At 66.4% G+C, this 26132-nt stretch carries 28 protein-coding genes; 14 read left to right on the forward strand and 14 right to left on the reverse strand.

Features of this window, described 5'->3' with window-relative positions; all coding sequences use genetic code 11:
- Window positions 1–143: 143 nt before the first annotated feature.
- Complete coding sequence (gene dnaK / locus HNQ66_RS11900; protein ID WP_184144372.1) at window positions 144–2054, forward strand: molecular chaperone DnaK; 1911 nt, start codon at window positions 144–146, stop codon at window positions 2052–2054.
- 219 nt (window positions 2055–2273) lie between these two features.
- Complete coding sequence (gene dnaJ / locus HNQ66_RS11905; protein WP_184144373.1) at window positions 2274–3404, forward strand: molecular chaperone DnaJ; 1131 nt, start codon at window positions 2274–2276, stop codon at window positions 3402–3404.
- 57 nt (window positions 3405–3461) lie between these two features.
- On the opposite strand, the gene HNQ66_RS11910 is transcribed toward dnaJ, so the two are convergent.
- Window positions 3462–3695: a putative antibiotic biosynthesis monooxygenase gene (locus tag HNQ66_RS11910; protein ID WP_184144374.1), complete on the reverse strand. Its 234-nt coding sequence runs from the start codon at window positions 3693–3695 to the stop codon at window positions 3462–3464.
- Between the two features lie 99 nt (window positions 3696–3794).
- On the opposite strand from HNQ66_RS11910, the gene HNQ66_RS11915 reads away from it, so the two are divergent.
- Window positions 3795–4397: a TetR/AcrR family transcriptional regulator gene (locus HNQ66_RS11915; protein ID WP_184144375.1), complete on the forward strand. Its 603-nt coding sequence runs from the start codon at window positions 3795–3797 to the stop codon at window positions 4395–4397.
- Between the two features lie 4 nt (window positions 4398–4401).
- Here HNQ66_RS11915 and HNQ66_RS11920 read toward each other — a convergent pair whose 3' ends face one another.
- A complete protein-coding gene (locus HNQ66_RS11920; protein WP_246434290.1) occupies window positions 4402–5079 on the reverse strand; it encodes an HAD-IA family hydrolase in 678 nt (225 codons plus the stop codon).
- 157 nt (window positions 5080–5236) lie between these two features.
- Between HNQ66_RS11920 and recF the strand changes: the two genes are divergently transcribed.
- Window positions 5237–6361, forward strand: a complete 1125-nt coding sequence (gene recF, locus HNQ66_RS11925) for a DNA replication/repair protein RecF (protein WP_184144376.1) — start codon at window positions 5237–5239, stop codon at window positions 6359–6361.
- Entirely contained in the window at window positions 6358–7116 is a 759-nt protein-coding gene (moeB, locus tag HNQ66_RS11930; protein ID WP_184144377.1) for a molybdopterin-synthase adenylyltransferase MoeB, read from the forward strand. The genes recF and moeB overlap by 4 nt, the downstream gene beginning before the upstream one ends.
- A 32-nt stretch (window positions 7117–7148) precedes the next feature.
- Here the strand turns inward: moeB and HNQ66_RS11935 are convergent, their stop codons facing one another.
- Complete coding sequence (locus tag HNQ66_RS11935; protein WP_184144378.1) at window positions 7149–8153, reverse strand: 2-hydroxyacid dehydrogenase; 1005 nt, start codon at window positions 8151–8153, stop codon at window positions 7149–7151.
- 181 nt (window positions 8154–8334) lie between these two features.
- Between HNQ66_RS11935 and HNQ66_RS11940 the strand changes: the two genes are divergently transcribed.
- Window positions 8335–8874, forward strand: coding sequence for an SH3 domain-containing protein (locus HNQ66_RS11940; RefSeq protein WP_184144379.1), 540 nt, complete (start codon window positions 8335–8337; stop codon window positions 8872–8874).
- Here HNQ66_RS11940 and HNQ66_RS11945 read toward each other — a convergent pair.
- The gene (locus HNQ66_RS11945) at window positions 8867–9859 is read right to left on the reverse strand and encodes an adenosine kinase (protein ID WP_184144380.1); all 993 of its coding nucleotides are present in this window, start codon (window positions 9857–9859) and stop codon (window positions 8867–8869) included. The genes HNQ66_RS11940 and HNQ66_RS11945 overlap by 8 nt on opposite strands.
- A 179-nt stretch (window positions 9860–10038) precedes the next feature.
- Window positions 10039–10608: an elongation factor P gene (gene efp, locus HNQ66_RS11950; protein ID WP_184144381.1), complete on the reverse strand. Its 570-nt coding sequence runs from the start codon at window positions 10606–10608 to the stop codon at window positions 10039–10041.
- 160 nt (window positions 10609–10768) lie between these two features.
- Between efp and epmA the strand changes: the two genes are divergently transcribed.
- On the forward strand, window positions 10769–11824 hold the full coding sequence (epmA, locus tag HNQ66_RS11955; RefSeq protein ID WP_184144382.1) for an EF-P lysine aminoacylase EpmA: 1056 nt from the start codon (window positions 10769–10771) through the stop codon (window positions 11822–11824).
- Window positions 11821–12882, forward strand: a complete 1062-nt coding sequence (locus tag HNQ66_RS11960) for a lysine-2,3-aminomutase-like protein (protein ID WP_184144383.1) — start codon at window positions 11821–11823, stop codon at window positions 12880–12882. The genes epmA and HNQ66_RS11960 overlap by 4 nt, the downstream gene beginning before the upstream one ends.
- Window positions 12883–13042: 160 nt before the next feature.
- On the opposite strand, the gene HNQ66_RS11965 is transcribed toward HNQ66_RS11960, so the two are convergent.
- Window positions 13043–15076, reverse strand: a complete 2034-nt coding sequence (locus HNQ66_RS11965; RefSeq protein WP_184144384.1) for a HAMP domain-containing methyl-accepting chemotaxis protein — start codon at window positions 15074–15076, stop codon at window positions 13043–13045.
- 153 nt (window positions 15077–15229) lie between these two features.
- On the opposite strand from HNQ66_RS11965, the gene HNQ66_RS11970 reads away from it, so the two are divergent.
- On the forward strand, window positions 15230–15961 hold the full coding sequence (locus HNQ66_RS11970; RefSeq protein ID WP_184144385.1) for a sulfate transporter family protein: 732 nt from the start codon (window positions 15230–15232) through the stop codon (window positions 15959–15961).
- On the opposite strand, the gene nth is transcribed toward HNQ66_RS11970, so the two are convergent.
- Window positions 15951–16715: an endonuclease III gene (gene nth / locus HNQ66_RS11975; RefSeq protein ID WP_184144386.1), complete on the reverse strand. Its 765-nt coding sequence runs from the start codon at window positions 16713–16715 to the stop codon at window positions 15951–15953. The two genes, HNQ66_RS11970 and nth, sit on opposite strands and share 11 nt — an antisense overlap.
- A 22-nt stretch (window positions 16716–16737) precedes the next feature.
- Here nth and HNQ66_RS11980 point away from each other — a divergent pair, with 22 nt between their 5' ends.
- Together HNQ66_RS11980 and HNQ66_RS11985 are read left to right on the forward strand one after the other, a co-directional pair.
- A complete protein-coding gene (locus tag HNQ66_RS11980) occupies window positions 16738–17238 on the forward strand; it encodes a DUF2244 domain-containing protein (RefSeq protein ID WP_184144387.1) in 501 nt (166 codons plus the stop codon).
- 68 nt (window positions 17239–17306) lie between these two features.
- Window positions 17307–18179 carry a methylated-DNA--[protein]-cysteine S-methyltransferase gene (locus HNQ66_RS11985; RefSeq protein WP_184144388.1) on the forward strand — a complete coding sequence of 291 codons (873 nt, stop codon included), beginning with the start codon at window positions 17307–17309 and terminating at the stop codon, window positions 18177–18179.
- Window positions 18180–18193: 14 nt separating this feature from the next.
- Here HNQ66_RS11985 and HNQ66_RS11990 read toward each other — a convergent pair whose 3' ends face one another.
- Window positions 18194–19120: an AraC family transcriptional regulator gene (locus tag HNQ66_RS11990; protein ID WP_184144541.1), complete on the reverse strand. Its 927-nt coding sequence runs from the start codon at window positions 19118–19120 to the stop codon at window positions 18194–18196.
- Window positions 19121–19218: 98 nt separating this feature from the next.
- On the opposite strand from HNQ66_RS11990, the gene HNQ66_RS11995 reads away from it, so the two are divergent.
- Window positions 19219–19968, forward strand: coding sequence for an SDR family oxidoreductase (locus tag HNQ66_RS11995; protein WP_184144389.1), 750 nt, complete (start codon window positions 19219–19221; stop codon window positions 19966–19968).
- A 60-nt stretch (window positions 19969–20028) separates the two neighbouring features.
- On the opposite strand, the gene upp is transcribed toward HNQ66_RS11995, so the two are convergent.
- From upp to HNQ66_RS12025, 6 genes are all read right to left on the reverse strand, one after another.
- Window positions 20029–20658, reverse strand: a complete 630-nt coding sequence (gene upp / locus HNQ66_RS12000) for a uracil phosphoribosyltransferase (RefSeq protein WP_184144390.1) — start codon at window positions 20656–20658, stop codon at window positions 20029–20031.
- A gap of 238 nt (window positions 20659–20896) precedes the next feature.
- Window positions 20897–21853: an adenosine deaminase gene (locus tag HNQ66_RS12005; protein ID WP_210308751.1), complete on the reverse strand. Its 957-nt coding sequence runs from the start codon at window positions 21851–21853 to the stop codon at window positions 20897–20899.
- Window positions 21854–21861: 8 nt separating this feature from the next.
- A complete protein-coding gene (locus HNQ66_RS12010; RefSeq protein ID WP_184144392.1) occupies window positions 21862–23091 on the reverse strand; it encodes a phosphopentomutase in 1230 nt (409 codons plus the stop codon).
- Window positions 23092–23179: 88 nt separating this feature from the next.
- A complete protein-coding gene (locus tag HNQ66_RS12015; protein WP_184144393.1) occupies window positions 23180–23782 on the reverse strand; it encodes a TadE/TadG family type IV pilus assembly protein in 603 nt (200 codons plus the stop codon).
- A complete protein-coding gene (locus HNQ66_RS12020) occupies window positions 23782–24372 on the reverse strand; it encodes a TadE/TadG family type IV pilus assembly protein (protein WP_184144394.1) in 591 nt (196 codons plus the stop codon). The genes HNQ66_RS12015 and HNQ66_RS12020 overlap by 1 nt, the downstream gene beginning before the upstream one ends.
- A 122-nt stretch (window positions 24373–24494) precedes the next feature.
- The gene (locus HNQ66_RS12025) at window positions 24495–24908 is read right to left on the reverse strand and encodes a pilus assembly protein N-terminal domain-containing protein (protein WP_184144395.1); all 414 of its coding nucleotides are present in this window, start codon (window positions 24906–24908) and stop codon (window positions 24495–24497) included.
- 322 nt (window positions 24909–25230) lie between these two features.
- Between HNQ66_RS12025 and HNQ66_RS12030 the strand changes: the two genes are divergently transcribed.
- Window positions 25231–25416 carry a Flp family type IVb pilin gene (locus tag HNQ66_RS12030; RefSeq protein ID WP_184144396.1) on the forward strand — a complete coding sequence of 62 codons (186 nt, stop codon included), beginning with the start codon at window positions 25231–25233 and terminating at the stop codon, window positions 25414–25416.
- A 119-nt stretch (window positions 25417–25535) separates the two neighbouring features.
- Window positions 25536–26042: a prepilin peptidase gene (locus HNQ66_RS12035; RefSeq protein WP_184144397.1), complete on the forward strand. Its 507-nt coding sequence runs from the start codon at window positions 25536–25538 to the stop codon at window positions 26040–26042.
- The last annotated feature ends 90 nt before the right edge of the window (window positions 26043–26132 follow it).

Raw genomic sequence — 26132 nt, forward strand, 5'->3', positions numbered from 1 at the left:
GTCTTGCAGTCGTCCGGAGGGCTCCTTATATACGCCGCAAAGCTAAGGGTTTGCCCCTCGGCTTTCTGGAAGACCATACCATTAGGGGCTGCCGAACGAATGCCTGAATGGGTTCCGGCAGTTCGCTTGAAGGAGAGAATGACATGGCTAAAGTAATCGGTATCGACCTCGGGACCACCAATTCCTGCGTCGCCGTCATGGACGGCAAGGACGCCAAGGTTATCGAAAATGCCGAAGGCGCGCGCACCACGCCTTCCATGGTCGCCTTCACCGACGACGGTGAGCGGCTGACCGGCCAGCCGGCCAAGCGCCAGGCGGTCACCAACCCGGAAAACACCCTGTTCGCGGTCAAGCGCCTCATCGGCCGCCGCTACGACGACAAGACCGTCGAGAAGGACAAGGGCCTCGTTCCCTACAAGATCGTCAAGGGCGACAACGGCGATGCCTGGGTCGAGGCGCAGGGCAAGGATTATTCCCCCTCGCAGATCTCCGCGATGATCCTTCAGAAGATGAAGGAAACCGCCGAATCCTATCTCGGCGAGAAGGTCACGCAGGCCGTCATCACGGTTCCCGCCTACTTCAACGACGCCCAGCGCCAGGCCACCAAGGACGCCGGCAAGATCGCCGGCCTCGAAGTGCTGCGCATCATCAACGAGCCGACGGCTGCAGCGCTTGCCTACGGCCTCGACAAGAAGGACGGCAAGACCATTGCCGTCTACGACCTTGGCGGCGGCACGTTCGACATCTCGGTCCTGGAAATCGGCGACGGCGTCTTCGAGGTGAAGTCGACGAACGGCGACACCTTCCTCGGCGGTGAAGACTTCGACATGCGCCTCGTCGAATATCTCGCAGCCGAGTTCAAGAAGGACCAGGGCATCGACCTGAAGAACGACAAGCTCGCCCTGCAGCGTCTCAAGGAAGCTGCCGAAAAGGCCAAGATCGAGCTGTCCTCCTCGCAGCAGACGGAAATCAACCTGCCGTTCATCACGGCGGACGCTTCCGGCCCGAAGCACCTGACGATGAAGCTGACCCGCGCCAAGTTCGAAGCGCTCGTCGACGACCTCATCCAGCGCACCGTCGCGCCCTGCAAGGCAGCCCTCAAGGATGCCGGCGTCACGGCGGGCGAGATCGACGAAGTCGTCCTCGTCGGCGGCATGAGCCGCATGCCGAAGGTGCAGGAAACCGTCAAGCAGCTCTTCGGCAAGGAGCCGCACAAGGGCGTGAACCCGGATGAAGTGGTCGCCATGGGCGCGGCCATCCAGGCCGGTGTCCTGCAGGGCGACGTCAAGGACGTCCTCCTCCTCGACGTGACCCCGCTGTCTCTCGGCATCGAAACGCTGGGCGGTGTCTTCACCCGTCTGATCGAGCGCAACACGACGATCCCGACGAAGAAGAGCCAGACCTTCTCGACCGCCGAGGACAACCAGTCGGCCGTGACCATCCGCGTCTCGCAGGGCGAGCGTGAAATGGCTGCGGACAACAAGCTGCTCGGCCAGTTCGACCTCGTCGGCATCGCCCCGGCCCCGCGCGGCATGCCGCAGATCGAAGTCACCTTCGACATCGACGCCAACGGCATCGTGCAGGTCTCGGCCAAGGACAAGGGCACCGGCAAGGAGCACCAGATCCGCATCCAGGCCTCCGGCGGCCTCTCCGACGCCGACATCGAGAAGATGGTGAAGGACGCCGAGGCCAATGCCGAAAGCGACAAGAAGCGCCGCGAGGCCGTCGAGGCGAAGAACCAGGCCGAAAGCCTTGTCCACTCGTCCGAGAAGTCGCTGAAGGACTATGGCGACAAGGTCTCCGCCGATGACCGCAAGGCCATCGAGGATGCGATTGCCGCCCTCAAGACCGCCGTCGAGGCTTCCGAGCCCGATGCCGAGGACATCAAGGCCAAGACCAACACGCTCATGGAAGTCTCCATGAAGCTCGGCCAGGCCATCTACGAGGCGCAGCAGGCCGAGGCCGGCGCCTCCACGGACGAGGCCGGCGACAACGTCGTCGATGCCGACTACGAGGAAGTCAAGGACGACGACGACCGCAAGAAGTCGGCCTAAAGCCTCCTGAACTGCCGGCCGCGCATGGCGCGGCCGGTGCAACGGATAGCAAAAAGGCGGAAGTCAGCGCGAAGGGAAACAAGGCACCATGATCACTCCCGTTTACCGCGGTGGCGACATCATGGCCTTTCCTTCGCCCCGGCTTCCGCCTTTTCGCATGTGTAGCGCAAGGCAGTTCCGCAATAACAAGACCGTTCCCGCGAAACGGACGTGACCCGAATGGCAAAAGCTGATTTTTACGAGACGCTGGGTGTCTCCAAGACCGCCGACGAGAAGGAGCTGAAAAGCGCCTTCCGCAAGATGGCGATGAAATACCATCCCGACAAGAATCCGGGCGATGCCTCCGCCGAGCAGAAGTTCAAGGACGTCAACGAAGCCTACGAGATGCTGAAGGACCCGCAGAAGCGCGCGGCCTACGATCGCTACGGCCATGCGGCCTTCGAGCAGGGCGGCATGGGCGGCGGCTTCGGCGGCGGCGGTTTCGGTGGCGGCGGCTTTTCCGACATCTTCGAGGACATCTTCGGCGAGATGATGGGCGGCGGGCGCCAGCGGCGCTCTTCGGGCGGGCGCGAGCGCGGCGGCGATCTTCGCTACAACATGGAGATCTCGCTGGAAGAGGCCTATGCCGGCAAGACCGCGCAGATCCGCGTGCCGACGTCGATCACCTGCGACGTCTGTTCCGGCTCGGGTGCCAAGCCCGGCACCAGCCCCAAGACCTGCGCCACCTGCCACGGCGCCGGCCGCGTGCGCGCCGCTCAGGGGTTCTTCTCCATCGAGCGCACCTGCCCGACCTGCCACGGCCGCGGCCAGACGATCAGCGACCCCTGCACGAAGTGCCACGGCCAGGGCCGCGTCACGGAAGAGCGCTCGCTGTCGGTCAACATCCCGGCCGGCATCGAGGACGGCACGCGCATCCGCCTTGCCGGCGAAGGCGAGGCGGGCCTGCGCGGCGGGCCGGCGGGCGACCTCTACATCTTCCTGTCGGTCAAGCCGCACGAGTTCTTCCAGCGCGACGGGGCGGACCTCTACTGCGCCGTGCCGATCTCGATGACGACGGCGGCCCTCGGCGGCACCTTCGACGTGGCGACGCTCGACGGCACGAAGTCGCGCGTCTCGGTGCCGGAAGGCACCCAGGCCGGAAAGCAGTTCCGCCTGAAGGGCAAGGGCATGCCGGTGCTGCGCTCCGCGCAGGTCGGCGACCTCTATATCCAGATCCAGATCGAGACGCCGCAGAAGCTCACCAAGCGCCAGCGCGAGCTCCTGAAGGAATTCGAGGAGATCTCCTCCAAGGAGAACAACCCCGAATCTGCCGGTTTCTTCGCGCGGATGAAGGAGTTCTTCGAGGGGTGAACACCTTCGGGACGCGTCTTCCAGATGGAGCCGGGGTGCAGAGCACCCCGGCTTTTTTCATGCCGCGCGCAGGATGAAGTTCGCAAAGCGCTTCTGCACGAAGGGCGTGATGACGAAGACCATCGCGAAGACCATGATCGGTGCGATGAGCGCCGTGCGCTGCCAGGTCGTCCAGCCGTCGGTGAGCGGCAGCACGATATAGAGGATCGCGGTGATCAGCGGATAGACCGGCAGGAGCAGGGCGAGCGCGAGGTGCAGTTTCGAGAGCTTGCGGGGAGCGGGACTGGTCATGGGAGCAACCTTTATAAAAACGGAACGTTTCGTTTATATAGAAACGAAACGTTCCGTTCAAGCCCTTTCCGTGCTAGAAGCGGGAAAAAGGAAAAGGCCATGACCGAGACAGACGAAGCCAGCCCCGCCCGCCGCTCCATCGGCGCAACGCGCAATCCGGCGAGCCAGGACGCGATTCTCGCGGCCGCGGAGGCGGTGCTTCTGGAAAACGGGCTCGGCGGCTTCTCCATCGAGGCGGTGGCGCGGCGCGCGCGCGCAGGCAAGCCGACGATCTATCGCTGGTGGCCCTCGCAGGCCGCCCTTTTGTTCGACGTCTACCACAACCGCAAGCGCATCAATTTCATTCACCCCGACACGGGCAATGTGCGCGACGACCTGCGCGCCTATCTCTCCGGCCTGTTGCAGACATGGCGGGAGGGCGGCAGCGGCGAGGTCTTCCGCAGCCTCGTCGCCAAGGCGCAGGGCGAGCCCGCCGCGCTTGCCGCGCTTTCGGCCTATATGGCGGAGCGGCGCGAACAGAGCGGCAGGATCATCGAGAAGGCGCAGACGCGCGGCGAGGTGCGGGCGGACGTGGCGCCCACGCTGGTCCCCGAGTTGCTCTCCAGCTTCGCCTGGGGGCGGCTGCTCACCGAGCGGCTGGACGTTTCCGATGCCGAGATCGACGCGGTGGTCGATGCGGTGCTGTCCGGCATCAAGCCCTGAGGCTTCAATTATCGCCTTGCAGCAGCACCAGCGTCCCGTCGGCGTTCACCCGGGTCGTGACGCCCTCGTAGCTCTTCAGCCGCGGATGGCTCGTCTCGATCGGGTGGTGGTGCGTCGCCGTCATCACCGCGACATGGGCGCCCGCGCCTTCGCCCGCCAGGATGCCGGCCGGCACGTCCTCGAAGACGAGGCAGTCGGCCGGGTCGACGCCGAGCTTTCCGGCGCCGAGGATATAGCCGTCCGGCGCGGGCTTGCCCTTCGTGATGTCGTCGGCCGTCACGATGACGGTCGGCAGCGGGATGCCGGCGGCGGCAAGGCGGCGATGGGCAAGCGCCACCGGCGCGGAGGTGACGATGCCCCAGCGCCCGGCCGGAAGGGCGGAAAGGAAGGCGATCGCGCCGTCGATCGGCACGATGCCGTCCACGTCCTCCAGTTCGGCCATCTCCACCTCCTTCGCTTCCGTCACGGGATCGACGCCGGGCAGGCCGAGCCGCGTGATCGTGTCGATGCCGCGAACGCCGTGCATGGTCGGCAGGAAGGTGGCGACGTCCAGCCCGTGCTTCAGCGCCCAGCGCGTCCACACCCGCTCGGTGGCGGGGATGGAGTTGATGATCGTGCCGTCCATGTCGAAGAGGAAGGCGGCGAAGCTGCGGTCGAAGACGGGACGGGGGGAAGAGGACAAGGCGGAGGACCTGCTGGCTGGGAGGGGAGGACGCAAGGCGCGGGCGGGCCCTCCGCTTACCGCCTCCCGCCCGCGCCGGCAACCGCCCGCCCGTCCGCGCGATGCCGTTCCGGCTTTGCTGTTGCCCGATCCCCACGAATACTCTAGCTCTCAGCCCATGCCGCACAAGGTCTCCCTCTCCCGCCTCAAGCTCACGGATTTCCGCAACTATGCGGGCCTGTCGCTTGCGCTCGACGGCCGGCATGTCGTGCTGACGGGGCAGAACGGGGCGGGCAAGACGAACCTCATGGAGGCCGTCTCCTTCCTCTCGCCCGGCCGGGGCCTGCGCCGCGCGGCCTATGGCGACGTGCCGCGCGCCGGGGGCGAGGGCGGTTTTTCCGTCTTCGCCACGGTCGACGGCATGATGGGCGAGGTCGATATCGGCACCGGCACGGAAGGCGGCGAGGACGGCCAGGCGCGCAAGCTCCGCCTCAACGGCACGCCGGCACGGACGGTCGACGAACTGCTGGAGCACCTGCGCGTCCTCTGGCTGACGCCGTCGATGGACGGGCTCTTCACCGGCCCCTCGGCCGACCGCCGCCGCTTCCTCGACCGCCTCGTCCTCTCGCTCGATCCGGGCCACGGGCGCCGGGCGGCGGATTTCGAGAAGGCGATGCGCGGCCGCAACCGGCTGCTCTCCGAAGGAAGGCCGGACCCCGCCTGGCTGACGGCGCTGGAAAGGCAGATGGCCGAGCTCGGCATTGCCATGGCCCATGCCCGCCACGAGCTCGTCAGCCTCCTCTCCGGCCTCGTCGAGGCCGCGCGCGACGACGGGCCGTTCCCCTCCGCCACCATGCGCCTTTCCGGTTTCCTCGACGAGGAGTGGCAGCGGCCGGCCTACGAGATCGAGGAGATCTACCTCGCCCTGCTGCAGGAGGGCCGCTACCGCGATGCGGCTGCCGGCCGCACGCTGGAAGGGCCGCACCGCGCCGATCTCCTCATCCGCCACCGTGAGAAGGACATGGAGGCCGAGCGCTGCTCGACGGGCGAGCAGAAGGCGCTGCTCGTCGGCCTTATCCTCGCCCATGCCGGGCTCGTCACCGGCATAACGGGCCATGCCCCGGTGCTGCTGCTCGATGAGATCGCCGCCCATCTCGACGAAGGCCGGCGCGCGGCGCTGTTCGACCGGGTGGACGCGCTCGGCGGCCAGGCCTTCATGACCGGCACGGACCGGGCGATGTTCGATGCGCTGGGCGAGCGTGCGCAATTCCTCACCGTCGCGAACGGAGGCATCCTGCCATGACCGATCCCCTGAGCCCCGAAGAGATCGACCGCTACCGCCGCCACATCGTGCTCGCCGAGATCGGCGGGGCGGGGCAGCAGAAGCTGAAGGCCGCCAATGTGCTGATCGTCGGCGCCGGAGGCCTCGGCGCGCCGGTCATCCAGTATCTCGCCGCCGCCGGCATCGGCCATATCGGCGTCCTCGACGACGACACGGTCTCGCTCTCCAACCTCCAGCGCCAGGTGATCCACGACACCGCCGGCCTCGGCACGGCGAAGATCGAAAGCGCCGAAGCCGCCGTCGCCCGGCTCAACCCGCATGTGCGCTTTTCCGGCATGCCCGAGCGGCTGACGGCGGAAAACGCGCCGCGCCTCCTTGCCGGCTACGATCTCCTCATCGACGGTTCGGACAATTTCGACACGCGCTATGCGTCTGCGGACGCGGCCGAGGCCGCGCGCATCCCCCTCGTCACCGGCGCCGTCGGCCGTTTCGACGGCTCGCTGACGGTACTGAAGCCCTACGAGGCCGGCCCGGACGGCACGCTGAACCCCGGCTACCGCGATCTCTTCCCGTCCGCCCCGCCGCCCGGCGTCGTGCCCGCCTGCGCCGAAGCCGGCATCGTCGGCGCGCTGACGGGCGTCATCGGCACGCTGATGGCGATGGAAGTGATCAAGCTCGTCACGGGCGCCGGCGAGCCGCTGGTCGGCCGGCTGCTGCTCTACGACGGGCTGGCGGCGCGGTTCGAGACGCTGAAATACCGGCGGCGGAAGGGCTGATTGAATTTTGCGGGTGTAAGCGGCACGGCCGCCTATACCCGCCCCGGCAGCACGCGGTCCGGCGGGCGGTGGCCGTCGAAGAAGGTGCGGATGTTGATCACCACCTTCTCGCCCATGTCGATGCGCCCCTCGATCGTCGCCGAGCTCATATGCGGCAGCAGCACGACCTTGCCCTCGGCGGCGAGCTTCAGGAGCTTGGGGTTGACCGAGGGCTCGTGCTCGAACACGTCGAGGCCGGCCCCGGCGATGCGGCCCTCGCGCAGGCACTTGATCAGCGCCGCCTCGTCGATGATGCCGCCGCGCGCCGTGTTGACGATGTAGCTCGTCGGCTGCATCAGCTCCAGCCGCCGGGCCGAGAGCAGGTGGAAGGTGGCGGGCGTCGACGGGCAGTTGACCGAGACGATGTCGACGCGGGCGAGCATCTGGTCGAGGCTGTCCCAGTAGGTCGCCTCCAAGGCGTCCTCGGTGTCCGGGCGCACGCGGTTGCGGTTGTGGTAGTGGATGGAAAGGCCGAAGGCCTTGGCGCGCTTGGCGACGGCCGTGCCGATACGGCCCATGCCGACGATGCCGAGCCGCTTGCCCGAGATGCGCCGGCCGAGCATCCAGGTCGGCGACCAGCCGGCCCATTCGCCCTTGCGGTCGGTGAGGATGCGCGCGCCCTCGGCAAGCCGGCGCGGCACGGCGAGCATCAGCGCCATGGTCATGTCGGCCGTGTCCTCGGTCAGCACGTTCGGCGTGTTGGTGACGGTGATGCCCTTTCGCGCGGCCGCCTCCACGTCGACATTGTCGACGCCGTTGGAAAAGCAGGCGATCAGCTTCAGTTGCGGGCCGGCCTGCTCGATCAGCGCGGCGTCGATCCGGTCGGTCAGCGTCGGCACCAGCACGTCCGCGCTCTTGACCGCGGCGACGAGCTCGGGCTGGCTGCGCGGGGTGTCGTCGATGTTGAGTTCGGCGTCGAACAGCTCGCGCATCCGGGTCTCCACCACCTCGGGCAGGCGGCGGGTGATGTAGACCTTCGGTTTTTTCTTCTGCGTCATGGGATGTTCCGGCGTCCTGTTGACGGGTCCTTAACCAAGTTGGGCAAGGATTGCTTCATCAGGGGCATTTTCTACCAGACCCGGTCGCGAAGACAATCCGCCCTCTTGGCGGTTCCGGCGATTTGCCACCGCTGACCGGCCCGGCAGCCTGATGCCCTTTTCAGTCTAGTGCGGATTTTCCATGCGTAACCTCGTCGTGCGTCTCAGCCTCGTCGCCCTCGCGGGCATCCTCGTTTCCGTCGCGGGCATCGAATTCGCCCATGCCCAGGCGGCCAAGGGGCCGAGCGGCCTGCCGCTGCCCCGCTTCGTCAGCCTCAAGGCGAAAAGCGTCAACCTGCGCGTCGGCCCCAGCGTCGACTATGCGGTGGCCTGGCGCTATCTCAAATCCGGCGTCCCGGTGGAGATCGTCCAGGAATACGACAACTGGCGCCGCATCCGCGATGCGGACGGCACGGAGGGCTGGGTCAACCAGGCGCTGCTCTCCGGCGAGCGCACCGCCCTGACCGCGCCGTGGATGCGCGGCAAGGGCGAGGATATCTTCGTCAACATGCGCCGCGAGGCCTCCTCCAACAGCGCCGTCGTCGCCAGGCTCCAGCCGGGCGTCGTCGTCAAGGTCGGCGAATGCAACGGCGACTGGTGCCGCGCCGAGGTGGACGGCACGAGCGGATGGGTCGCGCAGGCCGAGATATGGGGCGCCTATCCGGGCGAAGCCTTCAAATAAGGCCGACCTTGCGGGCCTCTTCCGCAAGCGACAGCAGCGGGCGGGGGCCGACCTGCTGGATGACGAGGCCGGCGGCAAGGCTGCCGAGCCGGCCGCAATCGGCAAGCGACCGACCGGCCGTATAGCCGTAGAGGAAGCCGGCGGCATAGAGGTCGCCCGCGCCCGTCGTGTCGACGACGCTCGGCACGCTGATCGCGTCCACCTTCGTGCGCTCGCCCTTCGAGAGGATGACGGAGCCTTCCTCGCTCATCGTCACGGCGGCAAGCCGGCAGTCCTGCGAAATGCGCGCCAGCGCCTCTTCGAAATCGTCCGTCTCGTAGAGCGCCAGTGCCTCGGCCTTGTTGGCGAAGACGATATCGACCGTGCCCGAGCGCATGAGGTCGAGGAATTCGCCGCGGTAGCGGTGGACGCAGAAACTGTCGGAAAGCGTCATCGACATCTCGCGGCCATGGGCATGGGCGATGCGCGCGCATTCGCGGATCGCGTCCTTGGCGCGCGGCGGGTCCCACAGATACCCTTCGAAATAGGTGACCTTGGCCTCGGCGACGACCTTCTCTTCCACGTCCTCCGGGCCGAGCTCCACGCAGGCGCCGAGATAGGTGTTCATCGAGCGCTCGCCGTCCGGCGTCACGAAGATCATCGAGCGGGCGGTCGGCGGGGTGCCCGCGAGCGGCCTCGTCTCGAAATGGACGCCCTGCGCGCGGATGTCGTGGATGAAGATGTCGCCGAGCTGGTCGCTCGCGACCTTGCCGAAATAGGCGGCCCTGCCGCCGAAGCTCGCAACGCCCGCGCCCGTATTGCCGGCGCTGCCGCCGGAGGCTTCGAGCGCCGGGCCCATGCGCGAATAGAGCAGTTCCGCCCGCTCCGCGTCGATGAGGTTCATCGCGCCCTTGATGATGCCGTTGTCCGCAATGAAGCTGTCGTCGCAGCGCGCGATGATGTCGACGATGGCGTTGCCGACCGTCAGCACGTCGAATGTCGTCATGAGGGGGATTCCCTTCCTGGAAGGTGAGGAGACCGGGGCAGCCCCTCATCCCGCTGCCGCGACCTTCTCCCCGCAAGCGGGGAGAAGGGATTTGTGGACAACCTGTGCATCCTTTCCTTCACCCCGCTTGCGGGGAGAAGGTGCCGGCAGGCGGATGAGGGGCCGCCTGAACCGCTTCGTCAGTCCTTGGCGCGTTCCACGTAGGAACCGTCTTCCGTCGCGATGACGACGCGCGTGCCGGCCGTGATGTGCGGCGGCACCAGCGTGCGAACGCCGTTCGAGAGGATCGCCGGCTTGTAGGAGGAGGAGGCCGTCTGGCCCTTGACGACCGGCTCGGTCTCGACGATCTCGAGCGTGACGTGGCGCGGCAGGTCGATGGCGATGGCGATGCCCTCGTGCACCGAGAGCACCACGGTCATGCCTTCCTGGAGATAGACCTTCAGGTCGCCGATGTCCTCGGAGGACATGGTGAGCTGGTCGTAGGTCTCCGGGTTCATGAAGTGGTAGCCGTCGCCGTCTTCGTAAAGATAGTTGTGCTCGCGGTCTTCCACGAAGGCGCGCTCGACCTGCTCGGTCGTGCGGTAGCGCTCGGAGACCTTGGTGCCGTCGGAGATGCGGCGCATGTCGATCTGGGTGACCGGCGTGCCCTTGCCCGGATGGAAGTTCTGCGCCGTCAGCACGACATAGAGCTTGCCGTCGACGTCGAGCACATTGCCCTTGCGGACGGAAGAAGCGATGATCTTTACCATAAGTCTTCCTTGTAACTGAATGGATCGCGTCGTAGAGGACCCTCGCAAGGCGTCTTCCCGAGCGCTGGAAAAAGCGTTTTCGGGGCCGCAACTATCCTATATTCCGGCAAAAGACCAGACTTACCGCCGGTAAGGCCGAAGAAACCGTCACGGAAAAGCCATGAACCGCAAGCCCTCGCCCTGGTGGACGCCCGACGTCCATGCCGATCGCCGGCCGTTCCTGCTTGCAAGGAACCGCATCCAGGCGGCGCTCAGGGCATGGTTCGCCATGCGCGATTTCATCGAGGTCGATACGGCGACGCTCCAGGTCTCGCCCGGCAACGAGGCGCACCTGCACGCCTTCGAGACGGCCGCCATCGGCCATGCCGGCACGAAGACGCCGCTCTATCTCCACACCTCGCCGGAATTCGCCTGCAAGAAGCTGCTGGCCGCAGGCGAAAAGCGCATCGCCTGCTTTGCCCATGTCTACCGCAACCGCGAGCGCGGGCCCCTGCACCATCCCGAGTTCACCATGCTGGAATGGTATCGCGCGGGCGAGGCCTATGACGTGCTGATGGAGGATTGCGCGCTGATCCTCGCGCTTGCCGCCGAGGTGGCGGGCGCCCCGATGCTCGTCTGGCGCGGCGCAACCTGCGATCCCGCGCTCCCGCCGGAGCGGCTGACGGTGGCCGAGGCCTTCCGTCGTCATGCCGGCATCGACCTCCTCTCGACGTTGGAGCCGGACGGCGCGACGGATCGCGGCCGCCTTGCCGCCGCCATGCAGGCGGCGGGTCTTCGCGTTGCGGAAGACGATACCTGGGCCGACCTCTTCAGCCGCGTGCTGGTGGAGAAGGTGGAACCGGCGCTCGGCTTCGGCCGCGCCACCATCCTTTGCGAATATCCCGTGGCCGAGGCGGCGCTTGCCCGCCCCGCCGCGCACGACCGGCGCGTCGCCGAGCGTTTCGAGCTCTATGCCTGCGGCGTGGAACTGGCGAATGCCTTCGGCGAGCTGACGGACGCGGCCGAGCAGCGCCGCCGCTTCGAGCTGGAAATGGCGGAGAAGGCCCGCGTCTACGGCGAGACCTATCCGCTCGACGAGGATTTCCTCGCCGCCCTTGCCGCGATGCCGGAGGCGAGCGGCATCGCGCTCGGCTTCGACCGGCTCGTCATGCTGGCGACCGGCGCCTCGCGCATCGACCAGGTGCTGTGGGCGCCCGTCGCGGAGACCGCGCCATGACCGCCGCGCGCAGCCTGACGACGATCGGCGAGCTCAGCGCCGCCGGCCTCGTTCCCGAGGAGAAGCAGGCCGGCATGGCCGCCGTCGCCGCGCGCTATGCCGTCGCCGTCACCCCCGCGCTCGTCTCGCTGATCGACGGCGGCGATCCGGAAGATCCCATCGCCCGCCAGTTCATCCCCGACGCGGCCGAGCTCACCACCCTGCCGGAGGAACGCGCCGATCCGATCGGTGACCTCGCGCACAGTCCGGTCGAGGGCATCGTGCACCGCTATCCGGACCGGGTGCTCCTGAAGGCCGTGCATGTCTGCCCGGTCTATTGCCGCTTCTGCTTCCGCCGCGAGATGGTCGGGCCGGAAGGGCTCGGCACGCTCTCGGCAAAGGCGCTCGATACGGCCATCGGCTATATCGCCGGGCGGCCGGAAATCTGGGAAGTGATCCTGACAGGCGGCGATCCGCTCGTCCTTTCGCCGCGCCGCCTGCAGGCCATCATGGAGCGGCTGTCCGCCGTCCCGCATGTCAAGGTCGTGCGCTTCCACACCCGCGTGCCGGTGGTCGATCCCGCGCGCATCGACGCCGCGCTGGTCGAGGCCCTGAAGGCCTCCGGCAAGGCGACCTATCTGGCGCTCCATGCCAACCATCCGCGCGAATTCACCGCCGAGGCCCGCGCCGCCATCGCCCGCATCGTCGATGCCGGCATCGCGATGATCAGCCAGACGGTGCTGCTGAGGGGCGTCAACGACGACGCGGCGGTGCTCGCCGATCTGATGCGGACCTTCGTCGAAAACCGGATAAAGCCCTATTACCTGCACCATCCGGACCTTGCGCCCGGCACCGCGCATTTCCGCCTCACGCTCGCTGAGGGCAGCGCGCTGGTCGAGAGCCTGCGCGGCCGTATCTCCGGCCTCTGCCAGCCGGCCTATATCCTCGACATTCCCGGCGGCCACGGCAAGGTGCGAGCGGATTCCATGGCCGTCGAGGAGGCCGACGACGGCTGCTTCCGCCTGCGCGATTTTCGCGGCATGACGCATGTCTATCCGCCGGAAGAGGGGGCGGTCTAGCGCCGGTTCCAGTCTCGCCCTCTGTCGTCATCCTCGGGCTTGACCCGAGGATCCAGCGCCGCGCCTGGAGCGTGGATGGTCGGGTCAGGCCCGACCATGACGAAAAGAAAGCGTGTGCCGGGAGAACCGGCGAGGCGTATGCCGGCTCTCTCCGCCAGCCTCAAAACTCTTCCCAGTTCCCTTCCGCACCCGTCTCCTGCCGCACGCCGAGCGCGCCGGCGAGCTTTTCGCTGAGGGCGAGGGCCGGGGAACCGACCGGGCGGGAGGTGTTCGAGGCGGGCTTGACGTTCCACTGGCCGGGGGACTTGCGGGCGACCTTCGGTTCGGGTGCGGCCATGGCAGGCGGCGTCGGGGCGGCGGGCACGACGTGGAGGTGCGGCGCATGCATCGTGCGGCCGGCTGCCGCGCCGGCGCCGACATTGAAGCGGCCGATCAGCGCGTTCAGCGCCTGCACTTCCGAGGCGAGGCCGTGGCTTGCCGCCGTCGTCTCCTCGACCATGGCGGCGTTCTTCTGCGTGCCCTGGTCCATGGTGTTGACGGCGGTGTTGATCTCCTGAAGGCCGGTCGACTGCTCGCGGGCGGCCTCGACGATGGCCTGGACGTGGCCGTTGATCTCCTGCACCTCGGTCACGATGGTCTGGAGCGCGCGGCCCGTGTCGCCGACGAGCGAGACGCCGCTCTTGACCTGTTCGCCCGAGGTGGTGATCAGCGCCTTGATCTCCTTTGCCGCCTGCGCCGAGCGCTGGGCGAGTTCGCGCACTTCCTGCGCGACGACCGCAAAGCCCTTGCCGGCTTCGCCTGCACGGGCAGCCTCGACGCCGGCGTTGAGGGCCAGCAGGTTCGTCTGGAAGGCGATCTCGTCGATCACGCCGATGATGTTGGTGATCTCGCTGGAGGACTTCTCGATCTCCTGCATGGCCGCGACGGCGCGGCGCACGATCTCGCCGGATTTTTCCGCGCCCGAACGGGTGCGGGCGACGAGGGCACCCGCCTCTTCCGCCCGCTTGGTGGAATCCTTGACGGTCGTGGTGATCTCCTCGAGCGCGGCGGCGGTCTCCTCGACGGAGGCGGCCTGCTGCTCGGTGCGGCGCGACAGGTCGTCGGCGGCGGCGCGGATCTGGCTGGCGCCGGCATCGATCGCCCGTGCGTTCTCGCCGACCTCGCGCAGCGCGTCGCTGAGGCGCGAGACGGAGGCGTTGAAGTCTTCGCGCAGGCGGTCGAGATCGCCGTCGAACGGCTTTTCGATGCGGCAGGTCATGTCGCCCGAGGCGAGCTTGCCGAGCGCCTCGGCAAGGCTTGCGACGGCCTCCTGCACGCGGCCGCTGTCGCGCGTGCGCTCGGCCTCGCGGGCCTGGCGCTCGCCGTCGGCGCGGCGCCGGTCGTCCTCGCCCTGGCGCTCGAGGCGCTGGCGTTCGGCGGCATTGTCCCGGAAGACGGCGACGGTGCCGGCCATGTCGCCGATCTCGTCCGTGCGGTCGGCATGGGGAATGGCGGCGGCGGTGTCGCCCCCGGCAAGGCGCTTCATGGCGCCGGCAAGGCCGTTGAGCGGCTTCACGACGCGGCGGTTGACGAGGAAGATCGCGGCGATGGCAATGCCCATGGCGGCGGCGAGCGAAGCCCAGGTGAGCAGGAAGGCGGAGCCCTCCTCGGCGCGGGCGTCGAGGATCGTTTCCTCCGTCACCTTCTGCGTGCGGGCGACGAGGTCGTTGAGCGAGGCGGTGATCGCGTCGGCGCTCGCCTGCATCGGGCCCTTGTAGACCTCAAGAGCCGGCCCCTTGGCGGCGATGGCGGAGAACTGGATCAGCTTTGCGGATTCGTCGAGATAGGTCTTCAGCGCCGCCTTGATGCCGTCGATCTCGGCGGCCGCGTCCGCATCGCCGGCATTGGCCGCGGCGTAGGAATCGACCATGCCGGCAAAGGCGTCCGCCCGTTCCTTGATGCGCGCCTCGATGCGGCCGATCTCGTCGGGATCCATCGACAAGAGGTGCTCGGAATAGGTGGCGTTGAGATCGGAGAAGGCGTGGCTGAGCTGCAGAATGCCGCTTAGCTGCGGCATGCGTTCGCTGCCGATCCGCTCGATCGAGCCGGTCATCGCCGAGAGCGAGCGGAAGGCGACGACGCCCTGAAGGCCCCCGAGGACCACCATCAGAAGGAAGAGCGCGGGCAGGAGCCTGCTGATCCGGACATTGCGCATGACAGTTCCCTGATTTTTGGCCCGCGCGGTTGCGGGCATGTGTGCGCGGGAGTCTAGAAGCGGCGGTTTAACACGCGCTTAATGGAGACTGCCGCTGCCTGCCTTGCCGGCCGCTTTTCCGCATCCCATATGCTGGTCGAACAGGAGTTTTCGATGATCCTCGATGCCGCGCGGCTTTCGCTCGCCAATCTCTTCGCTCCCGAGACGCGGCGCGTCTTCTGGAAGGTGCTCGGGCTCACCGTGCTTGCCCTCGTCATTGTCTGGTTCGCGCTGCGGGAAAGCTTCATCGCCTTCGCCTGGCCGTGGCTCCAGGGCGTGCTCGTGCCGGACCTGCCGCAATGGGCCGGCTGGCTCACCTTAATTTTCGGCATCCTCGCCAGCATCGGGCTGGCGCTCGGCCTTGCGCTGCTGCTTGCGCCGGTGACGGCGATCATCGCCGGCTTCTTCCTCGACGACGTTGCCGAGGTCATCGAGAAGCGCGATTATCCGGCCGACGAGCCCGGCACGGCGCTGCCGCTCGGCCCGGCGATCCTCGGCTCGGTGAAGTTCCTCGGCATCGTCATCGCCGGCAACCTTCTTGCGCTTTTCCTGCTGTTCGTGCCGGGCGTGAACCTCGTCGCCTTCTTCGTCGTCAACGGCTACCTGCTCGGCCGGGAATTCTTCGAATTCGCGGCGATGCGCCACCGCCCGCCGGAAGAAGCGCGCCTCTTCCGCGCCAAGCATGCCGCAACGGTCCTTCTTGCCGGCCTCATGATTGCGGCCTTCCTCGCGATCCCCGTCGTCAACCTCCTGACGCCGCTCTTCGCCGCCGGCCTGATGGTGCATCTCCACAAGGCGCTTTCCCGCAAGGATCCGGGTTTTACGGCCTCCTCCGTCAGTCCGTAGCCCCGACGGCCTGCGGCGGCAGCTCGACGAGCGGTGCGGGCACGTCTGAGGTCTTCTCCGGCGACTTGCAGAGGTCGGCGATGACACAGTGCTCGCACTCCGGCCGGCGTGCCTTGCAACAGTAGCGCCCGTGCAGGATCAGCCAGTGGTGGGCGTGGTAGAGATATTCGTCCGGGATGATGCGGATCAGCTTTTCCTCCACCTCGTCCGGCGTCTTGCCGGGGGCAAGGCGCAGCCGGTTGGCGATGCGGAAGATGTGGGTGTCGACGGCAAGCGTCGCCTGGCCGAAGGCCATGGAAAGCACCACGTTCGCCGTCTTGCGGCCGACGCCCGGCAGCATCACCAGCTCCTCGCGGGTGCGCGGCACCTCGCCGCCGAACTTCTCCACGAGCATCCGGCTGAGCGCGATGACGTTCCTGGCCTTGTTGCGGTAGAGGCCGATCGTCTTGATGTAGTCGCGCACCTTCTCCTCGCCGAGCGCCAGCATCTTCTCCGGCGTGTCGGCGACCTTGAAGAGAGCACGCGTCGCCTTGTTGACGCCGGCATCGGTCGCCTGGGCGGAGAGCGCCACGGCGACGACCAGCGTGAACGGATTGACATGTTCCAGCTCGCCCTTCGGCTCCGGCCGCTGGATGGAGAAGCGACGGAAGATCTCCTTGAGCTCATCCTGTGAATAGAGGCTCTTCGGCCGCGCCGGCGCCTTTCGGGGCCTTGCGGCGGCAGGCGTTTTCTTTTTGGTCTTTCCGTTTTCCATGATGCTTCTATAGTCATTGGTCATGACGCAAGGCAACGCCGACTTCTCGATGAACGACCGTCCGGTCTTCTCCGCCGAGCTGCATCCCTACCGCTCGCTCGGGCGCAACGGGCACCGTGTGTTCTTCCTTATCGCCGGTGCGCTCAGCGTCGCGCACATGGCCGTCTTCCTGCTGTCCGGCGCCTGGCCGATCGTCCTGTTCTTCGGCGCGGATTTCCTCATCCTCTTCGGCGCCTTCTGGCTGAACAACCGGGCGGCGAAGGCCCGCGAGATCGTCTCGCTCTCGCGCACCAACATCTCGATCCGCAAGATCAGCCCGTCCGGCCGGGAGACGGAGCACGTCTTCAACCCGTTCTGGGCGCGCTTCCTCGTCTCGCGCAAGCCGAAGATCGGCATCACCGCCATGCATGTGCGCGGCAGCGGGCATGAGACCGATGTCGGCACTTTCCTGCCGCTCGACGACCGCGAGCGCTTCGCTTCCGCCTTTTCAGGCGCACTCGCGCGGGTAAAACGCGGCTACTAGCAGGCGTGCAGGAAACGGGTGGCGGGCGCGTTGGCGGCGTGCTTTTCTGGCGGCACAGGAGAAAACCGATGAACATTGCCGCGACCTTGAAAACCGACATCACGCCCGAAGGCGACGACTACTCGACCGTCCGCCGGGTCATCGAGATGATCACGGAGGATTATCGCGAGCAGCCGGGGCTGGACGATATCGCCGGCCGGCTCGGCCAGTCGCCGACACAGCTCCAGAAGACCTTCACCCGCTGGGCCGGCCTCTCGCCGAAGGCCTTCCTGCAGGCCGTCACGCTCGACCATGCCAAGCGGCTCCTGCGCCAGGAGGAATTGCCGCTCCTGGAGACGAGTTTCGAGGTGGGGCTTTCCGGCCCCGGCCGCCTGCACGACCTCTTCGTCACGCACGAGGCCATGTCGCCCGGCGAATGGAAGGCGCGCGGGGCGGGCCTGACGATCCGCTACGGCCTGCACCCCTCGCCCTTCGGCGGCGCGCTCGTCATGATCACCGACCGCGGCCTTGCCGGCCTCGCCTTCACCGACGAGCCGGACGGCATGGATGCCTTCGAGGACATGGCCTCCCGCTGGCCGAACGCCCATTACGTCGAGGACGTCGAGGCGACCGCCGCCTATGCGGAACGCATCTTCGATCCGAAGCGCTGGGACCCGAAGGCGCCCCTGCGTGTCGTGCTGATCGGCTCGGATTTTCAGGTCCGCGTCTGGGAGGCGCTGCTGCGCATCCCCATGGGCTGCGCCGTCACCTATTCGTCCATCGCCGAAAAGCTCGGCCAGCCGACCGCCTCGCGCGCGGTGGGCGCGGCGGTCGGCCGCAACCCCATCTCCTTCGTCGTGCCCTGCCACCGCGCGCTCGGCAAGAGCGGCGCGCTGACCGGCTATCACTGGGGCCTCACGCGCAAGCGCGCGATGCTCGGCTGGGAATCGGGCAAGGCCTGAAAAGGAAAGGGCGGCTAGAACGTCGGTTGCCGGGGGGTATCGGCAATCCGTTGTTCGGCGTATTTCGATGGCGGCAACCCGACAAAACGGGTGAAGGCCGTGCTGAAGGCGCTGGCGGAACCGTAGCCGACCTGCTCGGCTATCTCGTGCATTCCCGCGTTTCCTCGCCCGAGCAGGTTTTTGGCGAGAGCCATGCGCCATGAGGTCAGGTATTCGATCGGGGTAAGGCCCATCACGCGGCGGAACCGATGGAAGAAGGCCGAGCGGGAAAGCGCCGCCTCACGGGCCAGTTGCTCTACGGTCCACTCTTTCCCGGGGTCTTCATGCAACAGGCGGATGGCGGTCACCAGACGGCGGTCGCCCAGTCCCCGGAGAATTCCGCGCGGTGCGGTTTCGCCGACTGTAGAGCGCAGGGCTTCCAGCAATAGGACCTCCAGCAGGCGCGCCAGGATCATCTCCCGCGCGGGCCTCTCGGCGCGGGCTTCGTCGGTCAGAAGCTGAACGATGGACGAAAGTCTTTGATCGCCGCGGATATGCACGAGTTGCGGCATCAGCGAGACCAGCAACGTCGCGTCCGGCGATCCGAAGGTGAAGTGCCCGACGAGCAGCCGCGCGTTGACGGGGCCGCCTGGATTTCCGTGTCTGGTTTCTGCGGGAAGCATGGTGACGGTCAGCGGGTCGATACCTGTTTCGCTCTCTTTCTCAAGGCCCGACATGCTGAAGGAATAGGCTGCGGGAATAAGGACAAAATCTCCGCGCTGAAGAAGAAGCGCCTCGTTGCCCGACACCGCAAGACGCGAGGCCCCTTCCAGGATCACGCAATAAAACGGCTGCCCCGTTTCCGCGCGCTCGACGCGCCACGCGCCGGCGCCGCTGACGACCTTGGAATAGGGCGCGCCCGGCTGCAACAGGGCGACGATTTCTGCCAAGGGGTCGCTCAAAACGGTACTCTCGATAATAAATGCCGGATTTTCCATTATGGAAGATGCTGCCCGCCCCGTCTACCCTGACACGATCAATTCAGGCACGGGAAACGAATATGAAGTCTGTTTTCATCACCGGCTGCTCGTCCGGGTTCGGACGGGACACCGCAAAATTCTTCCTCGAGAACGGCTGGAAAGTCGTGGCGGCGATGCGGACGCCCGATGAAGGCATCCTGCCGCGTTCGGAGAACCTGAAGATTGTCGCATTGGACGTGAAAAATCCCGAGAGCATCCGTAGGGCGATCGATGCGGCCGGTCCGATCGACGTGCTGGTGAACAACGCAGGCATCGGTTGGCTGAACGCAGCCGAAGGGACGTCCATCGAAACGATGCGCGATCTCTTCGAAACGAACACGTTCGGAACGATCGCGATGACCCGGGCGGTATTGCCTCAATTCAGAGAACGCGGGGACGGGGTTGTTGTCAATGTCAGTTCAAGCGTGACGCTGAAGCCGCTACCGCTGCTCTCGATATACACCGCCAGCAAGGCGGCGGTGAACGCATTCACGGAATCCGTCGCGTTGGAACTCGCACCATTCAATGTGCGTGTCCGGATTGTATTGCCGGGGCGCGCTCCGGACACGCGCTTCGGCGACACCGCCCGGTCCCGCGTGCAGCGCCAAGGCGGCTTTCCTGATGCCTATGCCTCGGTCGTCGCGGGCGTCTTCGCCGCATGGGAGCAGCAGCAGTACGCGGAATGCACCCGATCGGCCGATGTCGTCGAGGCAATATGGCGTGCAGCAACCGATCCGTCATCGCCGATGCGCATACCCGCCGGCGCTGACGCCGTGGCTTTGTCTGCCTAACCGCAGCTTGTGGCCGGCTGGAGCGCTTGACCTTGCCGCGCCATCAAAAGCCGGCCTTCGTCATTTCGTGCCGTACATGCGGTCTCCCGCGTCCCCGAGGCCGGGCACGATATAGCCCTTCTCGTTGAGCTGGCGGTCGATGGAGGCGGTGTAGACCGGCACGTCCGGGTGATGGGCGCGGAAGCTCCTGATGCCTTCCGGCGCGGCGAGCAGGCAGAGGAAGCGGATGTTCGTCGCGCCGCGGCTCTTCAGCGTGTCGATGGCGGCGATGGCCGAATTGCCGGTCGCCAGCATCGGGTCGACGACGATGACGAGGCGCTCGGCGATGCTGTCGGGCGCCTTGAAGAAATATTCCACCGCCTCCAGCGTCTCGTGGTCGCGGTAGACGCCGATATGCGAGACGCGGGCCGACGGCACCAGCTCCAGCATGCCTTCGAGCAGGCCGTTGCCGGCGCGCAGGATCGAGGCGAAGACCAGCTTCTTGCCTTCGAGGACCGGCGCGTCGATCTCCTCCAGCGGCGTCTCGATGCGCGCGGTCGTCAATTCGAGATCGCGCGTCACCTCGTAGCAGAGGAGCGTGGAGATCTCGCGCAGCAGCCGGCGGAAGCTGCCCGTCGACGTCTCCTTCTTGCGCATGATGGTCAGCTTGTGCTGCACGAGCGGGTGATCGATGACTGTGACGCCGTCCATGGCCAACCTTCCGGAACTGAGTAAACGCCTCTTTTTCCACGGAACGGCGGCCCCCCGCAAGTGAAGAGAGCCGCGCGCCGCCAACATCCCCAGCTAGGACCGATCGACATTCAGCCCAATCCGGCCTGCAAATGGCGCTTTCCCGGGCTTCCGGTGCTCACGTACCGAAAGTACGCTGCGCTTCGGGTCCCGGAAAACCACCATTTTCGGCTCGGCCTGAGCTGAATGTCGATCGGTCCTAGAGGGCGGAAAGCAGCCTCTGCCGCGTCGGCTCGTCGACGAAGGCCGCCTCGATGGCCGTCCGCGTCATGCCGAGGATCTCATCGTCGCTGAAGCCCATGAGCGTGGAGGCGACCTCGTATTCGCGGGCGAGCGAGGTGTGGAAGAAGGGCGGGTCGTCCGAATTGAGCGTGACGCGCACGCCCGCCGCATGGAGCGCCCTCAGGGGATGGCTCTCGAAATCGGTAAAGACCTTGAGCGCGACGTTCGAGCCGGGGCAGACCTCCAGCACCGTGCCCGCGTCCGCCAGCCGCTTCACGAGATCGCCGTCCTCGATGGCGCGCACGCCGTGGCTGATGCGCGAGGGGCGGACATGGTCGAGCGCGTCGCGCACGCTGAAGGCGCCGGAGAGCTCGCCGGCATGGATGGTGATGCCGAGGCCGGCGTCGCGGGCGATGTCGAAGGCCCGCGTGAAGTCGGCAACGCGGTGCATGCGCTCCTCGCCGGCAAGGTTGAAGCCGGTGACGAGCGGATGCGGCCGGCGCGCGGCATATTCGGCCGCCTTCACCACCCGCTCCGGGCCGAAATGGCGGATGCCGACGATGAGAAGCCGCGTCTCGATGCCGGTCTTCGCCTTTGCCCGCTCCGCGCCCTCGGCAAGGCCGCGCACATAGGCGTCCGCGCCGATGCCGACGGCATCGCCCTGGTCGGGCGAGACGATCAGCTCGCTGTAGATCGCGCCGGCTTCGGCGATTTCCGCAAGATAGGTCTCGGCGAGCAGCGCATAGTCCTCCTCCGTGCGGAAGAGGTTGGCGGTCGCGTCGTAGCTCTGAACGAAGCTGGTGAAGTCGTGCCAGGCATATTCGCCGTTCCGGATGAAGGCGGAGGTGTCGACGCCGTAGCGCGCCGCCTGCGCCAGCGCGAGGGCCGGCGGCGTCGCGCCCTCGATATGGCAGTGCAGCTCGGCCTTGGGCATGGTTTTCGTCACAGGAAGCTCCTTCCGTGCGGGCCCGGCGCAATGCCGAGATGGCGGGCGACGGTCTCGCCGATATCGGCGAAGGTGGTGCGGGTCTCGATGAGGCGCGAGCGGATGCCGGGCCCGAAGCTCATGATCGGCACGCGCTCGCGCGTATGGTCGGTGCCGCGCCAGGTGGGATCGCAGCCGTGGTCGGCGGTAAAGATGACGATGTCGCCGGGCTTCAGCTTGCGGTCCACTTCCGGCAGGCGCCGGTCGAAGGCTTCGAGCGCCGCGGCATAGCCGGGGACATCGCGGCGGTGGCCGTAGAGCATGTCGAAATCGACGAAATTGGTGAAGACGAGGTCGCCGTCCTTCGCCTCGTCCATCACGCGCAGCGTCGCGTCGAAGAGCGCCAGGTTGCCGTTCGCCTTGGTGAGCGTGCCGATGCCCTGGTGGGCGAAGATGTCGCCGATCTTGCCGACGGCATGCACCGTGCGGCCGGCTTCCGTCAGCCGGTCGAGGAGGGTCGGCTCGGGCGGCAGCACGGAATAGTCGCGCCGGTTGCCGGTACGCTCGAAGGTCTGCGGCGTCTCGCCGAGGAAGGGCCGCGCGATAACCCGGCCGATGCGCCCGCCGGGCCGCTCGTCGAGGATTTTCCGCACCGTCTCGCAGAAGGAAAGCAGCCGGTCGAGGCCGAAATGGGTCTCATGCGCGGCGATCTGGAAGACCGAATCGGAGGAGGTGTAGCAGATCGGCTTTCCGGTGCGGATATGCTCCAGCCCGTGGCGGGCGATGATGTCCGTACCCGAGGCGTGGCAATTGCCGAGGATGCCGGGCACGTTGCCCTGCCTTGCGATCGCCTCCACCAGCTCGGGCTCGAAGGCGTCGCCCTCGGCGGGAAAATAGCCCCAGTCGAAGGTGACGGGCGTTCCGGCGATCTCCCAGTGGCCGGACGGGGTGTCCTTGCCGTTGGAGACCTCGCTTGCCGCCCCATGATAGCCGAAGACGCGCTGCGGCACGTCCATGCCGGGCGGGAAGCGGCCGGTGGCGGCGCGCGCGGCGTGCAGCAGGCCGAGGGCCGACATGTTGGGCAGTTTCAGCGGCCCTTGCCGGAGGCCGGGCCGATCGGCGGCGCCCGCCGCGCAGAATTCCGCGATATGGCCGAGCGTATCGGCGCCGAGATCGCCGAAGGCCGCCGCATCCGGCCCACCGCCGATGCCGAAGGAATCGAGAACGAAGAGAAAGGCCCGCGCCATGGATCACCTGTCGTCAGTCCGCATCCGCGTGACATCGCACAGGCCCTGCGAAGGGTTCAAGGAAAATCGCCGCGCCGGCCGGTCGGCCTCAGCAGCCGCTGCAGGCGATCGCGTCGCCGACGCGCTGGCGGAAATAGCTCGTCTTGGAAAGGTTGACCTCGTTGATCTGCGAGCTGAGGCCCGGCGCCATCAGGAGGATGGAATGGGGAACGACCAGCTCCGTGCGCACGATGAAGGTGCTCTTGGCGTCCATGTTCGACGGCAGCGTGACGGCGTCGCCCGAGCCGTAGGGCTTGCCGGCCTTCTGGTCGCGGGACCAGGCGACCGTCGCCTTGCCGTCGGCATCCACCGCGATGCCGGTGATCTTGAGCGAGTAGCCGGTGATCGCATAGGGCGCGAGCACGTTCTTCACGACGTCCTTCATTGTGTCCAGCGTCGCCGCCGTCGTCGTCTTGCTCTGCGTCAGGAGGTCGGAGACGGTGCTTGCCGCCCGGCTGACCTTGCGCGATGTGGCGACGGCGACGGAAATCTCGAAGGCGCCGATATAGGCCATGATGAGAATCGGCGCGACGATGGCGAACTCGATGGCGCCGACGCCGCGGCGGTCGTCGACGAAGCGGCGAAGCCGCAGGAGAAGGCCGCCGCCAGGCAGCGTCTTTCCGGTCCGTCCGGTTTCGGCAGGAGCGCCCATCACTGGTAATCCTCGTTCTGGACGACGGCCGTCGCGACCATCAGGTAGTTCTGCCGGGAGCCGTCCGCGGAGCGGACGCTGGAGAGCATGGGGCGCACGAGGTCCGTCACCACGTCCCAGCGATAATAGGCGCGCACGATGTTGATCGTCTTCTTGCCGCCGGGCTCGAACTTGAACGACGTGGTGTCGAGGTCGCCGTCGGTGATGGGAACGGCCTTCGGGATCTGCGCATAGGAAGAGAAGCTGCGCACGTCGATCCACAGCTTGTCGGGTTTGGCCGCCTCCGTCGCCGAGCAGGGCATCAGGATCTTGATCTCCTCGCAGAAGGCCTTGCGGAAATCCTCCTTGGACATGGTGGAGGTGATCGCGCCGGTGCGGATCTTGCGCGCCATGGTGTCGGTGGCGTTCGCCAGGAGCTGCTCGCCGGTGAAGGCCACGAAGGTCTCGATGGAGGCGAAGACCATGATGAAGAAAGGCAGCGCAAGAAGCGCGAACTCGATGGCCGCCGAACCGTCGCGGCGGGCGAGGAAACGCTCGCGCAGGTCCTTCATAGGCCGGCGGCGAGGAATTGCGTCATGACCGAGCGACATCGCGATCCATTCCCAAATGCTGGATATGGCGAGATTAGCCGGCAGACCCTTTACATTTCGTGTGCAAGGCAAGGAGGAATTGAACGGTTTCCCGCATCCGGACGCCGAATGCGGGACGGGCCTCAACCGCCGTTGGCGGTCTTGCTGGCATGGACCTCGCAATTCGGCGTGCAGGACAGCACAGAGCGGTCCGTCTGGCGGAAGACGCGTACCGTGTTGCCCTCGTCGATGGAGACGAGGACGCGCTCGTCGACGATGGCATTGCCGTCGGCATCGAGCAGGACGAGGTTGGTGGTGCCGAAGTTACGGCCGGTCAGCACGATGGTGTGCGCATCGGCCACCGTCGCGTCGGCGACCTCGGCATTGCCGACGATCACCTTGCTGACCGGACGGTCGAGCCTGAGGACGCGCGCATGGTCCATATAGACGCGCATGAACTGTTCCTCGGCGAAGGCCGTGCCCGTTGCCGAAAGGAGGGCAAGTGCGGCTGTCGCAAGCGTTGCTGCCCCAGCAGCGAATGTCCAGTGGCGTCCCATAAACAGTCATCCCGACAATGAATTGCCGCTAGCATCGCCGGGAATGGTGAATGAAGGTTTAAGGCAGGGGATCGTATTCCCGTTTCAACCCTGACGCTTATTGCAGGCCAAAAGCCTGGCTATACGCAAAAGCCGCAAAAAACGGGCCGATAAGGCCGAATTGACCGGATGGTAACCATAAATCCGGCCTCTGTCGGTTAGGGTTCCATTAACTGACTTCTTTAAGCCGATGGAAATGGCCTGCCTGTAGGTTGCAACCATCCGAACAACGGAAACAGTTGGCGGACGTGCTGAACCAACATCGTGGAGCTAGGAGAATACCATGACCAAGATTTTCGCTCGCCTTATGAAGGACGAGTCTGGCGCAACCGCCATCGAATACGGCCTGATCGCCGCCCTGATTTCCGTCGCCCTCATCACCGGCGCCACCGCACTCGGCGGCTCGCTGAACAACACGTTCATGAGCCTCAAGGACAAGATGCAGGCTACCGAGGGTGCATATGACTAATAGCTAGGCAACTAGCTAGTCAGCATTTGGAAAGCCGCCTGAAGGCGGCTTTCTGTCTTTCGCGCATTATCCATTCCGAAACCGATCAGGCGCATCATCTTGGAAAGCAGGAGACTGCCGTGACTCAGGCCATCATCTTCGTGGTTTTCCCGCTGTGCCTTGCCCTTGCGGCCTGCTCCGATTTCCTGACAATGCTGATTCCCAACCGGGTCTCGGCGATCCTCATCGCCTCTTTCCTCGTCGTCGCGCCGCTCGCGGGCCTCGGCCTCACGGAGATCGCGATGCACCTTGCGGCGGGGGCTGCGGTCTTTGCGGCCTGCTTTGCGCTGTTCGCCATCAACGCCATGGGCGGCGGCGATGCGAAGCTCCTGACGGCGAGCGCCGTCTGGTTCGGCCTCACCTTCTCGCTGGTCGAGTTCCTGATCTACGTGTCCTTCTTCGGCGGCCTCTTGACGCTCGCCATCCTGTCGCTGCGCTCGCACACGAACACGATCCTGGCGAGCGGCCTGCCGGTTCCCCAGCATCTGCTGACCGCCAAGAAGGTGCCCTACGGCATCGCCATCGGCGTTGCGGCCTTTGCGGCCTATCCGTCCTCGCCGCTGATGCTCGCCGTCCTCGGCGGCTGACGTCAACCGGGCGTTAACCATAGCCGTAAGGCGCTTATTAACCATAATTACACCATTGCCGGTCAATCTGGGCGGATAGGAGACTCCGCA

This window comes from Shinella fusca (genome assembly GCF_014203155.1).
Lineage (GTDB): Bacteria > Pseudomonadota > Alphaproteobacteria > Rhizobiales > Rhizobiaceae > Shinella > Shinella fusca.

Bases quoted from the DNA above. Each gene is read 5' to 3' on its own strand.
- moeB (WP_184144377.1), top strand. From the start codon at position 6,358: ATGACCGATCCCCTGAGCCCCGAAGAGATCGACCGCTACCGCCGCCAC.
- HNQ66_RS12015 (WP_184144393.1), bottom strand. From the start codon at position 23,782: ATGGGCGCTCCTGCCGAAACCGGACGGACCGGAAAGACGCTGCCTGGC.
- HNQ66_RS11960 (WP_184144383.1), top strand. From the start codon at position 11,821: ATGACCGCCGCGCGCAGCCTGACGACGATCGGCGAGCTCAGCGCCGCC.
- HNQ66_RS12010 (WP_184144392.1), bottom strand. From the start codon at position 23,091: ATGGCGCGGGCCTTTCTCTTCGTTCTCGATTCCTTCGGCATCGGCGGT.
- HNQ66_RS11980 (WP_184144387.1), top strand. From the start codon at position 16,738: ATGACGCAAGGCAACGCCGACTTCTCGATGAACGACCGTCCGGTCTTC.
- HNQ66_RS11965 (WP_184144384.1), bottom strand. From the start codon at position 15,076: ATGCGCAATGTCCGGATCAGCAGGCTCCTGCCCGCGCTCTTCCTTCTG.
- nth (WP_184144386.1), bottom strand. From the start codon at position 16,715: ATGGAAAACGGAAAGACCAAAAAGAAAACGCCTGCCGCCGCAAGGCCC.
- HNQ66_RS12005 (WP_210308751.1), bottom strand. From the start codon at position 21,853: ATGCCCAAGGCCGAGCTGCACTGCCATATCGAGGGCGCGACGCCGCCG.
- epmA (WP_184144382.1), top strand. From the start codon at position 10,769: ATGAACCGCAAGCCCTCGCCCTGGTGGACGCCCGACGTCCATGCCGAT.
- HNQ66_RS11995 (WP_184144389.1), top strand. From the start codon at position 19,219: ATGAAGTCTGTTTTCATCACCGGCTGCTCGTCCGGGTTCGGACGGGAC.
- HNQ66_RS12030 (WP_184144396.1), top strand. From the start codon at position 25,231: ATGACCAAGATTTTCGCTCGCCTTATGAAGGACGAGTCTGGCGCAACC.
- HNQ66_RS12020 (WP_184144394.1), bottom strand. From the start codon at position 24,372: ATGTCGCTCGGTCATGACGCAATTCCTCGCCGCCGGCCTATGAAGGAC.
- HNQ66_RS11985 (WP_184144388.1), top strand. From the start codon at position 17,307: ATGAACATTGCCGCGACCTTGAAAACCGACATCACGCCCGAAGGCGAC.
- recF (WP_184144376.1), top strand. From the start codon at position 5,237: ATGCCGCACAAGGTCTCCCTCTCCCGCCTCAAGCTCACGGATTTCCGC.
- efp (WP_184144381.1), bottom strand. From the start codon at position 10,608: ATGGTAAAGATCATCGCTTCTTCCGTCCGCAAGGGCAATGTGCTCGAC.
- HNQ66_RS11935 (WP_184144378.1), bottom strand. From the start codon at position 8,153: ATGACGCAGAAGAAAAAACCGAAGGTCTACATCACCCGCCGCCTGCCC.
- dnaJ (WP_184144373.1), top strand. From the start codon at position 2,274: ATGGCAAAAGCTGATTTTTACGAGACGCTGGGTGTCTCCAAGACCGCC.
- HNQ66_RS11915 (WP_184144375.1), top strand. From the start codon at position 3,795: ATGACCGAGACAGACGAAGCCAGCCCCGCCCGCCGCTCCATCGGCGCA.
- HNQ66_RS11940 (WP_184144379.1), top strand. From the start codon at position 8,335: ATGCGTAACCTCGTCGTGCGTCTCAGCCTCGTCGCCCTCGCGGGCATC.
- HNQ66_RS11945 (WP_184144380.1), bottom strand. From the start codon at position 9,859: ATGACGACATTCGACGTGCTGACGGTCGGCAACGCCATCGTCGACATC.
- upp (WP_184144390.1), bottom strand. From the start codon at position 20,658: ATGGACGGCGTCACAGTCATCGATCACCCGCTCGTGCAGCACAAGCTG.
- dnaK (WP_184144372.1), top strand. From the start codon at position 144: ATGGCTAAAGTAATCGGTATCGACCTCGGGACCACCAATTCCTGCGTC.
- HNQ66_RS11970 (WP_184144385.1), top strand. From the start codon at position 15,230: ATGATCCTCGATGCCGCGCGGCTTTCGCTCGCCAATCTCTTCGCTCCC.
- HNQ66_RS11910 (WP_184144374.1), bottom strand. From the start codon at position 3,695: ATGACCAGTCCCGCTCCCCGCAAGCTCTCGAAACTGCACCTCGCGCTC.
- HNQ66_RS12025 (WP_184144395.1), bottom strand. From the start codon at position 24,908: ATGGGACGCCACTGGACATTCGCTGCTGGGGCAGCAACGCTTGCGACA.